Genomic DNA, 12,513 nt, shown 5'->3' on the forward strand with positions numbered 1-12,513 from the left:
GGTATGCACAGCGTTTGCTGATGCGCCAGCAACAAAGCATTCCCGCATTGAATGCGCTGCATGAATGGATGACGAAGACGCTTCCCGGCGTGGCGCCATCCAGCGCACTCGGCAAAGCCCTGGGTTATATGAAAAAGTGCTGGAGCAGGCTAACCCGTTACACGGAGCGAGGCGACTTACCCATCGATAATAACAAATGCGAAAACGCCATACGTCCCTTTGTGGTTGGCCGTAAGGGATAGTTATTCAGCGATACGCGGGGCGGAGCGCATGCCAGTGCAACAATCTATTCAGTAGTGCAAACGGCCAAAGCTAACGGAGTTGAACCCTACAGCTGGCTGCGCCGTGTACTGCGCGACTTGCCAGTCGCCCAGACGCCGGAGCACATCGAAGCGCTGCTGCCATGGACCATGCCCGAACTCAAGGTAAAGGCAGGATGAGCCGCATCACTACACCGGTACTGGCACGGTCAATTCAACAAGTGCGTGCCATGACACTGGTACAAAAAGAACAGCTTCTGGATAACATGTTCCGCAGTCAGCCAACACTGCTCATTGCCTGCCTCGTGCAACATAAGATAGGAATTCCATTTGACAAAATGGAATTCTTGATGGAACTGATCTTCATTTGTTTCCAAAGCATGAAAGAGTCTGGATTGACATGGTCTCTGATTGACGAAAATCAATGGGAGCGGCAACTGGGACTTCTTGTCGCCAACGTCAAATTCACTGAAAGACTGAGTAGCGACCTGCGCAGACAAAGTTTGCACCAGTACATTGATGATCATCCAGAAAAAATGCTGTTCGTATTTGTCATGAGCGAACTCCTACCCTGGCTTGATCAGTGTGGACTTGCAGAAGACAATGAACGATACGTTATGCTTGCGGCGATAACTGCCGTCAATTGCATCGCGAATATGCCGATGCCACCCATGAAAAAAACAAAAAAATAAAAATAACTGGACTGGCAGTACTGTAGTTTATGGATCGCTTACGGTCAAACGTCTGTTGGGATGTAACAAGGGGCATTACCACATCTTGGCCAAGAACGCCACGCGTGCCATTGCGTAGCCAGCATTTAATGGCAAAAGTGTGCGCATGGCAGGTGAAATGCAGACCGATAGCTCCAGAAACGGTTCGGGAGAACGAGGAAAAAAACGCGCAACTTCGCTTTATCCACTTAGTTTACGTGAATGGACAAACGGAACCTAAAACCGACCGTTATTGAGCAAATCCTTGGATGAAAGTCATTGACTATAATAAATCAACTCGGTAAGACAAGAATTTGTTCCACGCCGTCCTGTATCGAATACACGCTGGTATCCAGCGTTAACTCTGGATGTCGGGGAATTTCATAGGGACTATCAATGCCGGTCATATTGGGAAGCAGGCCATCTCGATTTCTTGTACAGTCCTTTTGGGTCTCGGTGTTCACATACATCCAGCGGTGTGCTGATATATACCTCAATGAATTCGGCATCGCCGATCAATGCGCGCGCAGCTTCCCGGTCTTTATTAAACGGCGAAATGCAGGTAACAATCACAATCAGACCGGCCTCTTTCATCATTAACGCGACTTCTCCGATGTGTCGGATATTTTCGGTACGGCTTTCGGGTGAAAAGCCCAAATCCTTATTCAGATGTTTGCGAACGTTATCGGCGTCCAGGATGTAGGTATGTTTATTTTGTTCCTGGAGCTTTAGTTCCAGGGCGTTCGCGATCGTCGATTTTCCAGCTCCGGATAGTCCGGTGAGCCAGATGACTTTTGCTGCATGCCCTTTGATGGATTCCCGATTTGATTGGGTAACGCTAAATAATTGTTCAAAGGATTGGGTGAGATTGATTGTATTAGAAGACATGGTATTCACTGGGAATAATCAAAAGCGATCGAGCAATTATCGGTAAAACTATTTTAAAAATTCAATGTTATTTAGCTAATATCAGTAAGAATAACATGACGATACCTGGTCAAGTTGCATATATGCTATCGGATTGTAACGAGCGCCAGTGGGAAAACTGCTCAGTAAGTATTTACCCAACGTTTTTTAGAAAGGACTCGATTTGCGTGCAGGCCACACTCGCTCCGTCTTCGTCGGAGATACGCTGCATGTAGTTTTTCAATAATTGATGCTGTGACTGGTTTTTGAATAACTTGTCCAAATTTGCTGCCACTGCTGCAGCCTTATAATTTCGCTCTGCCATCACCATGGCCAGATTCTGATTACATGCTCTGTGCGCATTGTCAAACTGGTCCCATGTTGATGGTACGAGTAGCGATGGAATACCAAATCGCAAACTCCAACCTATCGCGCCTATCCCGCCTGAATGTACGATGGCACTGGCAGATTTCAATAGTACCGAGTAAGGTACATAACCAGTGATCAAAATGTCCGATGATTTCGGTAATTCAGCATGAAAACGCTGTGCTGCCAACAAAATACCCCGGATCCCCATCCGTTTGCAGGTCTCTATACTTTCGGTAAAAAATTTTCCGGGATGGGTGCGCATACTGCCGCCGGGTGCAAAAACTATCGGAGCCGGGCCGCCATCAATAAATTCTGCCAGCGACTTCATCTTTTCTGCACCTCGCATAAATTCCGGCTCGAACCAGCTAAATCCTGATAAAACAGTATTGGTAGGCCAATCCGGTTGGGGCTTAATGAGTGAGGGGGAAGTCATTAACAAATTGAGATGCTCTGAGTACAGCCCTTCAAAGCGAGGATGCCCAGCATTTTTAATACCCAACCTGCGTTGCTGTCTGATGACGGAATTCATCATAAGTCTGCTGACGCTACGAGCCAAAGTAATATATGGACGCTGGGTAGCGGGATAAGCCATCGTCAGACTCTGTAACCGATGGATATAAGGAAATAGAGGAGGATCATACTGAGAAGGGAATGCCAAAGGTGAGGGTGCACAGAAAACCCAGGGCTTGCCCGTTTTTTTGCTGACCATGGATCCCGTATAAGCGAGCTGATTACCCACTATCAGGTCATAATCATTTGCAATTGAAGATAGGATTTCATATTCTTGCTCCAGATTTCTGGGCGACAGCGTCTGAAGTATTTCAGCTGTGCTACGCAATTTAGAAAGTACTGAATGGTTTTCGAGTTGCTCATTTTCAGCAGGTCGTTCATCAAGTTTAATCAGCGATATGTTTAATAGGCTCAGCGCATCGGCATGATGTCCTTCTCCCGCGACACTGACAAAATGCCCTTTATCTTTTAGTGCTTGCGCGATGGCAAACATAGGAAACATGTCGCCGTAGCCACCCTTACCAACAATCAGAATACGCGCCATAAAATCCCAAAATTGAAATCTCTAAATTAGTTCAGTTTGCCAGCAAGCCAACATTCCGATTCCAAAGCCGATCCGCTGCTTCATCCGCCGCAGCGCTTAGACCAGGTTCACCGTAGAAAACACCACGAATTTGCAGCGTATTGCATACGGCGTTGATAAAGGCGTCTACCATGGCGGGAGCGGGAGGTTCTGCCTCGGTCCAGAAACGGTCTAGCGATTCCTGAAAACTTAGTCCGGCCACATCATAGATTGCCGAGCCCAAGGTCATAACCGGACAACCGAGTTGCAGCGCACGAATACCGACGGTGCTGTTGACGGTAACAACACCAACTGAACAACGCAGAATTTCGTCTAGATCACCGCCATCAAAATAATCGAGCCTATCCACAATACCTAACTGGTCCGCTCTCTTGTAAATCAGGCTTTTCCAGTTCTTCAAACCAGGATCGAGCGGATGCACTTTGATGAGTAGTCTGTCATTTGCGTCAGCACATCTTGCAAAAGACTCCAGTGTTAGCCAAATTGCCTCCTCCAGACTATCAAACGGCGAGTAACTGACGATTTGAAAATCATTTTCAAGTTGTAGCGGCAACAAAAAATAACGCGCGTGTTGTGCTTTCAATTCTGCAAGTCTGGCTAAAGCATATCGATGTCCGATCCCAGCAAACAGTATCCGACGACCGATAGAAAAATAATGTGCTAGAGGATGGTTGCGCTTGTAAGGGCGACGATAAAACGGAAACAGCCAGAAATAAAAGAAATTGGCCAGATGATACAAAATATCTCCCCAGGCCATTTTCCAGAAATGATCTCTATATTGCTGCGTTAAGTTAGGCTTGGGTGCATTGGCAGCGAGTGCCATAATAGATTCTGGATTTTTGGGGAAAAGAGAGTCGCCACCCATGCCATTGCGCTCAAAGACGATCCAGTCGGGTCTGAGATAACCAAAATCTGTCACCGTTACCCGAATATTGCGTGCTTTCGCCAATTTAATGGCATGTTTGTGATAACTGCGTTGTTCACCGACCAGTACAACATCTGTGACTTTATGCTGATCAAAAAAATCGGCGATAAAAGCAGGCCAGTCAGCAAGCGATCCACGAAAATTTACGGTATTCGCGCCGCGCCAGAACAACTGATCGCCAATACAAAGATTGAGTCCGGTTACTTTGCCGCCACGCTCTGTTAATTTTTTTCCGATTTTGCTGAAAAATGGTGAGGGAAGTCCCTGTAGAAATACAAAGTGCAGTTCAGACATAATTCATCCAGATTGACATCAATATTTTTTACTCTGTTTTAAAAACCACTGTATCGAATCCTGCATTGCTTCTTCAAATCCGACCTTGGTAGGACAAAAAAAGTGAATTCTATCGGCGCTGTGACCACAGGTCCTGCCAAAGAATCGCACCAGCAAACGGTGTAACATTGGCTCATGTCTGGGTAGCAGCAGCTTGTGGAAGGTTTCCAGGCCACGAGCCAGCTTTTCTGCAGCGGAAAAAGACAGATTGAATACAAACCCCTTTCCATTGATGTCAGAGCGAAATTTATCAATAAATGTCCGCCAGCTAACGTCATAGTTGTCCCGCACGTTGTAACACTCTCGATGTGCTTCGTGTGCGCTACTTGCCCAAATCAGGCAATCTATTAGATTATCGATATACACCAGTCCCGCATGTACTTGCCCTTTGTCGACTGTCAACATGATGCCAAACTTGAGTTCAGCGCCGATACGAGTAATGAACTGACTGCGGGGGCCAATGATATTTCCAGGCCGGATAATCGTGTAAGAAATGCCAGCCTGACTACCCAGTTCCCGGACCACACTTTCTCCCATCAGTTTGCTTTCCCCATAACCAAAGCCTGCGCCATTGGGGGTGCTCATTTCATTGCATGCAACCGCCGGGAATCCGTACACGTCCATCGTCGACACGTGGACTAACCGTGCCAACGTTTTATTTTCTTTCGTAATGGCGGTCATTAAAGTGGTCACACCAAGCACATTTGCCGCGTAATAGGCGTCTGAGTTATCCCAGGTGTTGACATTCGCTGCACAATGAAAAATCACATTCACATCTCGTACAGCGCGCGAAACTGCGGCGACGTCATTCAGGTCTCCTATGATTACTTCGCAGCGGGTATTTAAAGGTGAAGCAAGTTTTTTCGCATCACGCACCAGTAGACGAATTTTCCAGCCTTCCTCAAGTAGCCGCTCAGCGAGTCGATGGCCTACAAATCCGCTCGCACCTGTAATCAGTGCAGATAATTTTTTTGCATCTGCCATCTATTTCCCTTTTAATAAAACACGGCGACATAAAGTCATAGTACTGAACCAACTAAACCAATGATCTAACCATGTAAAATGCATCGCAACGAAATTACATTCAATAGGCACTGTCATTAAAAATGAAAATAAAAATATTCGAAACAATCAGCGATGTACCAAAAGAACAATGGGACCGTATTCAATCCGGATATTCGTGTTGTTATGCATACGAGTTCTGGGATGTAATCGAACAGGCCAAACTGAATGATTTTTCCTACCAATATGCCATCTTTTACGATGAGATTGATAACCCGGTGGCCATCACCAGTTTTTATACCATCACTACCGACATCGCCATATTTGCACCACCCGCACTTCGAAATTTTCTATTAAAAATCCGTCGTTTGTTCCCTAACTTCCTGAAATTTAAAATGCTCGAATGTGGTACGCCCATTAGTCTGAACAAGCCTTTTGTGGCGAGTGTAGCCATTTCCGAGCAAGAAATAGTTACATCGTTCGATACCATGTTGAATGGACTGGCCAAAAAACAGGGGCATTTTTTGATTGTAGTTAGAGACTTCGAACCAGAATCTGCAGCAACTGGCGCGTTGTTCAAGCAGCGGGGATACCACCTAGTAGACAGTCTTGCCACAACCTACATGACAGTTTCTTGGTCTACTCCGGAAAAATACCTATCCTCACTTAAGAGCTACTACCGCAGTAAATTACAAAAACATCTGAAGATCAATCAGCAACAGGGCATTCGTCACGAACTGCATGACGAATTTGATCACCTGGCCGACACACTCTGTAACCAATGGCTGGTTGTGCACAACAGCGCCAGTGAATATCAGCGAGAAATACTCACGCCAGAATTTTACCGAGGATTTTCTTCAAAGCTAGGCGAACGCTCTAAAGTAATTCTGTTTTATCGTAATGACGAACTGATTGGACATGCCTTGTTGCTAATGGATCGAGATACGCTGCGCTGGCTTTATTTTGGCCGGACCGAGGCTGTTAATGACAGCTTATATATCTATGTTGCGCACAAAGTGGTTGAAACCGCTATCAATCTTGGTTTAAAGCGGATTGAGATGGGCTTGACCACGTACTCAATCAAAAAAGATCTGGGCGCTTACATGTCACCCATTCAATTCGCGCTGCGTGCCCCATCCGCTTTCATCAATTTTTTTGTGGGCTTCTACTACCCAATACTTAATCACACACCTGAAATTCAAAACAAAAACATTTTTAAACAAATCTAACGCACACCGATAATACGACGCAAAAATACCCTGATAAACTTGCGCCACAGCGGTGTGGTTCCGCCTGATTTGGCATGCCAGCTGGACAATTCATCCAACGACTGCTCAGGCGCAATCAATTTTTTTCCGTCCCGGCTTAAGTACAGCGGATACTTGATCAGCACGCCGGCTACTAGTTCGTCTAGCGTTAGTTTGCGACTGCGTCTTTCGAGCGGAGCCATGTCGGTGGTCAAGCCCCAGCCCGAGTAAAAAGGCTGTCCGTAACAGGTGACTTGTTTGCCGCGTAGTAGAGCTTCAAAACCTGTAAGGGAGGTCAACAAATGGACTTCATCTACCTGCAATAGCAAATCACCCATCGCCGCATTGGTAAGCACTTGGTCACACCACTCAATTGCATCCCGCTCAAGTTGTCCCTCGGCACGTAGTCGAGCCAGCACATCAGGATGTGGTTTGTAGAGCAGATACGCATCCGGATTGGCAGCGCGTACTGCCTTCAGCAGGCCGATATTAGTACGCACACCCGGTGCCCCATAGGTCAGCGAGGCATCACTTTCTACTTGGCCAGGAACTAAAATCACCCGTTTTGCATTGGCCGGGCGCTGCCATTGGTCTGTGCCCACATTATATTTGGTCAAACTCGAAGCCACTATACGAGAACGTAAAGCAGTTGCTCGGGCAGTCAATACACCATCAAATTCGCAGGAAGCCAGCAGCTCCTCAAGTCCGGATACACGCGTCGCATCGTAATAAATGCCCACCGCGTCCGCAATCCACGACACCGGCCGAATTAAATCCGCACCCAAACCAACCGAACGCAAAAAACCGTCTTCCATCCGTAGCACATGCACCTGCTCATCAATACCTTCGGGCACGGCGCACATGCCCCACAAAATCAGAGTGGTGCAGGGCCGCACGACATCCACTTTCTCAATAAAATGCACCTCATGACCTGGAAAACATTGCTTCACGACCGGCCATTTCCAATACGGGAACCGGTAGACATATAACACTTTATACATTTCAATTGGGATCATATGTCGTTGAATAAATTAAAAATTGTTACTGTTCTAGTCGTTCAATCAGCGCATCCACCATCGAAAAATGCTCGCTCCAATCAGGCACCTTAAAATTTTGCATACGTACTAGCTGAGCCTCCCGGTTTTTACCTTCCGGCCGCGCATAATCTATCACCAGTTCGGCCCATCGGATACCATCAAGCGGATCGACGTACTCTGGAATATCATCGGCAATTTCCCGGAACACTGACAGATCGCTGGCAATAACGGGGGTGCCCAGTGCTAGTGCTTCCACCAGTGGCATACCATATCCTTCGGCAAACGAGGGGAACAGCAGGGCCTGGGAATGATGCAAATAGGTAACCAATTCTTGGTCCGAACAACGGCTCAGTTCAGTCACATACCCTTTGAGCTGGATGCAGCGTTCCAGCAGATCGATCACATTTTCGCATTCCCACCCACGCTGACCAATGACTATCAGACGGGGGGCCTGGTCACCATATGTTTCAATCAGACGGCGCCAAATCTGCAATATCATCACATGATTTTTGCGCGGCTCAATGGTGGAAAGCATCACAAAATATGGCGCGGCAATCGGCCGTGCACCGGGCAATAGAGGCTGCATACCAGGAGCCAACAAACCAATTGTGGACGGAGGCAAGGGCTTTGCCGATTTTTTCGCGTATGTAGACAGATCATCTAGCGTGGCCAGCGAGTTGGCAACTACGCCCGATGCCAGCGACAACATTTGATCCATACGCTGGATATGTTTTTCTGCTTCACCGGGCCGGCTATATTCAGGGTGTGTGATCGGAATTAGATCATGCACCACAAACACTGGCCTGACCCCCATGTGCTTCAACATAGTTGGATAGCGGATGTTCTCTAAGCCACTATGCCCAGTGTTAAACAAAATCTGACCTGCTGTGCGTTGCCGATACCAGCCTCTAGCGATACCCGTGGCGATAATCTTCACAGCACCTTTGGACGATTCGTGCTTGATCAGCCAGGTAAATAACTGTTTTGACTGCTCCTCAGGCAACACCCAGCTGTGCCCGGCCCAACGAATTACCGCACGCGAAATACGTCCGTAATACTGTACATAAGCCAATCCAACCCGATCCACACCGGTTGGCAGGCGACCGTCCATTAGGCGTGAAACGAGACGCGTAACATCGATTAAAAGTTTACTCACAAGATATTTCGCATATTTAAAAAGTCGTTAATCCGAAATATTTAATTAAACAGGGTGTTGATATCCCCGCAATTTCAAGCTTGGGTCGTTCTTGACTTAAATTCACCGAATTCAAGCTTGGAATACGGCATACCTGTCTATTTTTAGACGAATACATCAAATCGATATAGTCTTTATTGCTGTTGCGGGCTCTTTCTTCCGAACGCAGGCCAAGAAAACAAACAGTACTAGATCCTGCATAGGGGAGTCCATTTCTAGCGCAATCGCCGATTGCTCTAACCATGTTAGTAGCTTTCAAACAATGTCTCGCTATTTAATTCGTTGTTAATTTCAGTCGACGTACAGATTCATTATGAGTGATTGGAATGGACCTACCTACCGCTTTAGAATATTGCGTGCTAGTAGCAGAACTTCGGGTTAAGAGCTGCGGATAATTATTGCTATTAAAGTAAGTTGTAAACCCTTATTTATTGGCGATGAGCAGTAAATCTGCGGTTGAATTATTCAGATGCAAGGGCGGGGAATAAACATTACTGGTAGCGATATTTTTCCAAATTTTGTTAAATTGTTATCAAAAATGAAAGTGGGCTAGTGTATAATTTGTATGTTGGAAATAAGCAATAAAGATGGTACAAAAGGCTAAAATTGTTCTGGAGTACCCCATGTCTGATAGTATTTTACTACGTAAATATTCCAAGATGGTTCTGAAATGAAATGCATTTATAATGCTCCTAACGATTTTTGAATTATTTATTAGAGGAAACACAATTAAATTGATTCAAAGAGTTTCAAAGTTTAAAAATCTTGAATTCGCATTGGTTATCAATTACTGTCCTATGCAGTATTTTCTGAACTGACTTTTTTTACCGGGCTGCAAATTGAACACCGACTCAACACTAAATAGTTTTACGCAAAATAAATTCATACGCCGAATCCTTGGAATAAACAGACTTTTTTTATACACGGTCCTAATCCCTACGACGGTATCTGTTTTTTATTTCGGTCTGATTGCCTCAGATGTTTATATCTCCGAATCCAAATTTGTGGTTTATAGCCCAGGTCAAAGCAGCGCTGCCTCCGGTTTGAGTAGCCTGTTAGGAAATGTGGCCGGCAATAACTCAACGAGTGCTGCTAACAATATTCATGATTACATCGACTCTTGGGATGCAATGACTGCACTGAATCAGACTTATGATCTCAAAACTGTTTTCGGCAATCGCAATATCGATATTGTTAATCGGTTTGGTGGCTTGCTCTACCCCTTTATTAATAATGTTGAGCTGCATCGCTACTATAGAAGCATGGTGCTAGACAGTATCGACTCCAGTAGCGGTATTACTAAACTAACTATACGCGCCTACAGCGCTAGCGATGCCAAAAAAATCAATGATTTTTTACTGCAAAAAAGCCAGGATATCGTCAACAATTTAAATACAGATGCGCGTAACAAAGCAGTAATGTACGCGCAACAACAGGTTGATATCGCAGAAGAAAAGTTACGTACTGCAATGCTGGATAAGGCGAAGTACCGTAACGCACAAAAAATATTTAGCCCGGTAGAGCAATCTGCTTTGCAGTTGACTATGATTTCCAAGATGCAGGATCAATTGCTGTTGCAACAAGGCCAGCTTAATGAGTTGGTTGTACATGCGCCAAAGAATCCACAGCTACCAGTATTGAGAAGTAGTATTAAATCCTTGGAACGACAGATCAGTGAAGAATCTGGCAAAGTAACAGGTTCGGATAATTCGCTGGCGAACAAAGATATCAAATATGAAGGCTATCTGGTATCGCAATTGTTGGCACAAAAGTTGTTGGAAGCGGCAACCACTTCGTTGGAACAGGCTAAAGTGACAGCGCAAAAACAGGAGCTCTACCTTCAAGCAATCAGTCGTCCTAACTTGCCGGATGCCTCTCAGGAACCAAAGCGGTTTCAGAATATATTGGCTACGATACTTGTGGCCTTAATTGTTTGGGGTGTGCTTTCAATCGTGATTTCAGGTGTTAAAGAGCATCATGATAGATAGTCCTAAAGCCAGCTTTTGGTATCAACTTGCGATACAGCGACGGGTGATATGGGCGTTGGTGATGCGCGAGATGATTACCCGGTTCGGTCGGGAAGGAATTGGTGTGATTTGGTTGGTCGCTGAGCCAGCGATGTTTATTGTTGGGGTAATGGTTATTTTTTCAGCTATTGATGCACCGCGAGATGGCATTTCGATTGCGGAATATCTCGCGGTTAGCTATCCTACTCTATTGTTATGGCGGAATACGTCTAATCGGGTCGCCAAAGCGTTGGACGCGAATAAAGCTTTGCTACATTACAATCCGATCCGGCCAATAGATATGCTATATGCTCGGATTGCACTTGAGTTCACCGGCGCTACAGCAAGTTTTCTAATCCTGTTTGTGTTGTTTATAGCGCTGGGAGTTTGCCAAATTCCAGATAACGTTTTACTGATGACATGTGGTTATTTGATGGTGGTGTGGTTTTCCTTTGGTTTCGTTCTAATTTTGGGTGCATTGTCAGAATTGAGTGAAACAATTGAACGAGTGTCGCACATTATTTTATACCTCATGCTTCCATTTACTGGGGTATTTATGCCCGCTCACATAGTTCCACCACAATTCAGAGATGCTTTGATGCTTACGCCGTTAATTAACTGCGTTGAGATGTTCCATGCTGGTTATTTTGGTAGCCGCATGGAAACCTATTATTCTGTTCTATATACCATGGCTATCAATTTGACGATGACTTTTGCAGGTTTGGTCTTAACTAATCACGCCATCCGGCGAGTGAAATTGTAAATAGCTATGTTTGAGCTAATAAACGTCTATAAAAGTTATCCAGTGCATCATGGCAAAGATGAACGCATGGTGTTGAAAAATATAAATCTGCGGGTTGAAAAAGGCGAGCGCTGGGGTATTCTGGGTCGAAACGGAGCTGGTAAGTCAACCATGATTCGCCTGATTAGCGGAGCAGAATTGCCTCACTCTGGAAAGATTATTCGTGATATGTCAATCTCATGGCCGCTGGCGTTTGGAGGTACTTTTCAAGGGAGTTTGACGGGCCGCGACAATGTAAAATTGATTTGCCGTGTATATAACCTTGATTTTGACGAATGCATCAAGTTCGTAGCCGAATTTACTGAGCTAGGAGCGTATTTACGTGAACCGGTTAAAAACTATTCTTCAGGAATGTCTGCGCGGCTGGCCTTTGCCATTTCCATGTCCGTGGAGTTTGACTGCTTTCTGATTGATGAAGCTATGGCTGTTGGCGATCACCGGTTTTTGCACAAATGTAATCAGGAGTTATTTGGAAAACGAGCTGACCGCGCCATGATTATCGTTGCACATCACATGGACATAATTCGGGATCATTGCAACCATGCTGCGGTGCTGGATCAAGGGGGGCTCAAGATATTCGATACGGTAGAACACGCGATTGATTTTTATAAAGAAATTAATGCATGAT

At 45.5% G+C, this 12,513-nt stretch carries 12 protein-coding genes and 1 pseudogene; 7 read left to right on the plus strand and 6 right to left on the minus strand.

The window, feature by feature from the left end; all coding sequences use genetic code 11:
* The 3 genes from AAKU64_RS22635 to AAKU64_RS17050 form a co-directional block, all read left to right on the plus strand.
* Nucleotides 1-242, plus strand: a 242-nt coding sequence (locus AAKU64_RS22635; RefSeq protein WP_503012631.1) for an IS66 family transposase, incomplete at its 5' end; no start/stop codon positions are given.
* A gap of 54 nt (nt 243-296) precedes the next feature.
* Nucleotides 297-440, plus strand: a complete 144-nt coding sequence (locus tag AAKU64_RS22640; RefSeq protein ID WP_503012630.1) for a transposase domain-containing protein — start codon at nt 297-299, stop codon at nt 438-440.
* Nucleotides 437-952 (plus strand): hypothetical protein, encoded by a 516-nt coding sequence (locus tag AAKU64_RS17050; RefSeq protein ID WP_354334403.1) that lies wholly within the window; start codon nt 437-439, stop codon nt 950-952. Before AAKU64_RS22640 ends, AAKU64_RS17050 begins: the two co-directional genes overlap by 4 nt.
* A gap of 311 nt (nt 953-1,263) precedes the next feature.
* Here the strand turns inward: AAKU64_RS17050 and cysC are convergent.
* From cysC to AAKU64_RS17070, 4 genes and pseudogenes are all read right to left on the minus strand, one after another.
* A pseudogene (gene cysC / locus AAKU64_RS17055) lies at nt 1,264-1,858 on the minus strand (adenylyl-sulfate kinase).
* A 172-nt stretch (nt 1,859-2,030) separates the two neighbouring features.
* The gene (locus AAKU64_RS17060) at nt 2,031-3,248 is read right to left on the minus strand and encodes a glycosyltransferase (protein WP_354334401.1); all 1,218 of its coding nucleotides are present in this window, start codon (nt 3,246-3,248) and stop codon (nt 2,031-2,033) included.
* Between the two features lie 82 nt (nt 3,249-3,330).
* A complete protein-coding gene (locus AAKU64_RS17065) occupies nt 3,331-4,557 on the minus strand; it encodes a capsule polysaccharide biogenesis protein (RefSeq protein ID WP_354362511.1) in 1,227 nt (408 codons plus the stop codon).
* Between the two features lie 18 nt (nt 4,558-4,575).
* Nucleotides 4,576-5,580: an NAD-dependent epimerase/dehydratase family protein gene (locus AAKU64_RS17070; protein ID WP_354362512.1), complete on the minus strand. Its 1,005-nt coding sequence runs from the start codon at nt 5,578-5,580 to the stop codon at nt 4,576-4,578.
* A 122-nt stretch (nt 5,581-5,702) separates the two neighbouring features.
* Between AAKU64_RS17070 and AAKU64_RS17075 the strand changes: the two genes are divergently transcribed.
* A complete protein-coding gene (locus AAKU64_RS17075; protein ID WP_354362513.1) occupies nt 5,703-6,827 on the plus strand; it encodes a GNAT family N-acetyltransferase in 1,125 nt (374 codons plus the stop codon).
* Here AAKU64_RS17075 and AAKU64_RS17080 read toward each other — a convergent pair.
* Nucleotides 6,824-7,861: a capsular polysaccharide export protein, LipB/KpsS family gene (locus AAKU64_RS17080; protein ID WP_354362514.1), complete on the minus strand. Its 1,038-nt coding sequence runs from the start codon at nt 7,859-7,861 to the stop codon at nt 6,824-6,826. The two genes, AAKU64_RS17075 and AAKU64_RS17080, sit on opposite strands and share 4 nt — an antisense overlap.
* 25 nt (nt 7,862-7,886) lie before the next feature.
* Nucleotides 7,887-9,038 (minus strand): glycosyltransferase family 4 protein, encoded by a 1,152-nt coding sequence (locus tag AAKU64_RS17085; protein WP_354362515.1) that lies wholly within the window; start codon nt 9,036-9,038, stop codon nt 7,887-7,889.
* An 878-nt stretch (nt 9,039-9,916) separates the two neighbouring features.
* On the opposite strand from AAKU64_RS17085, the gene AAKU64_RS17090 reads away from it, so the two are divergent.
* The 3 genes from AAKU64_RS17090 to AAKU64_RS17100 are packed head-to-tail and all read left to right on the plus strand — an operon-like array spanning nt 9,917 to nt 12,512.
* Nucleotides 9,917-11,065, plus strand: coding sequence for a KpsE/RkpR family capsule polysaccharide export protein (locus AAKU64_RS17090; protein WP_354362516.1), 1,149 nt, complete (start codon nt 9,917-9,919; stop codon nt 11,063-11,065).
* Complete coding sequence (locus AAKU64_RS17095; protein WP_354362517.1) at nt 11,055-11,846, plus strand: ABC transporter permease; 792 nt, start codon at nt 11,055-11,057, stop codon at nt 11,844-11,846. Before AAKU64_RS17090 ends, AAKU64_RS17095 begins: the two co-directional genes overlap by 11 nt.
* Before the next feature lie 6 nt (nt 11,847-11,852).
* Complete coding sequence (locus AAKU64_RS17100; RefSeq protein WP_354362518.1) at nt 11,853-12,512, plus strand: ABC transporter ATP-binding protein; 660 nt, start codon at nt 11,853-11,855, stop codon at nt 12,510-12,512.
* Nucleotide 12,513: the final 1 nt, after the last annotated feature.

The organism is Undibacterium sp. GrIS 1.8, assembly GCF_040544445.1.
Lineage (GTDB): Bacteria > Pseudomonadota > Gammaproteobacteria > Burkholderiales > Burkholderiaceae_D > Undibacterium.

Coding starts and splice junctions, on each gene's coding strand:
- AAKU64_RS17050 (WP_354334403.1), top strand. CDS start 437: ATGAGCCGCATCACTACACCGGTACTGGCACGGTCAATTCAACAAGTG.
- AAKU64_RS17060 (WP_354334401.1), bottom strand. CDS start 3,248: ATGTTTGCCATCGCGCAAGCACTAAAAGATAAAGGGCATTTTGTCAGT.
- AAKU64_RS17065 (WP_354362511.1), bottom strand. CDS start 4,557: ATGTCTGAACTGCACTTTGTATTTCTACAGGGACTTCCCTCACCATTT.
- AAKU64_RS17070 (WP_354362512.1), bottom strand. CDS start 5,580: ATGGCAGATGCAAAAAAATTATCTGCACTGATTACAGGTGCGAGCGGA.
- AAKU64_RS17075 (WP_354362513.1), top strand. CDS start 5,703: ATGAAAATAAAAATATTCGAAACAATCAGCGATGTACCAAAAGAACAA.
- AAKU64_RS17080 (WP_354362514.1), bottom strand. CDS start 7,861: ATGATCCCAATTGAAATGTATAAAGTGTTATATGTCTACCGGTTCCCG.
- AAKU64_RS17095 (WP_354362517.1), top strand. CDS start 11,055: ATGATAGATAGTCCTAAAGCCAGCTTTTGGTATCAACTTGCGATACAG.
- AAKU64_RS17100 (WP_354362518.1), top strand. CDS start 11,853: ATGTTTGAGCTAATAAACGTCTATAAAAGTTATCCAGTGCATCATGGC.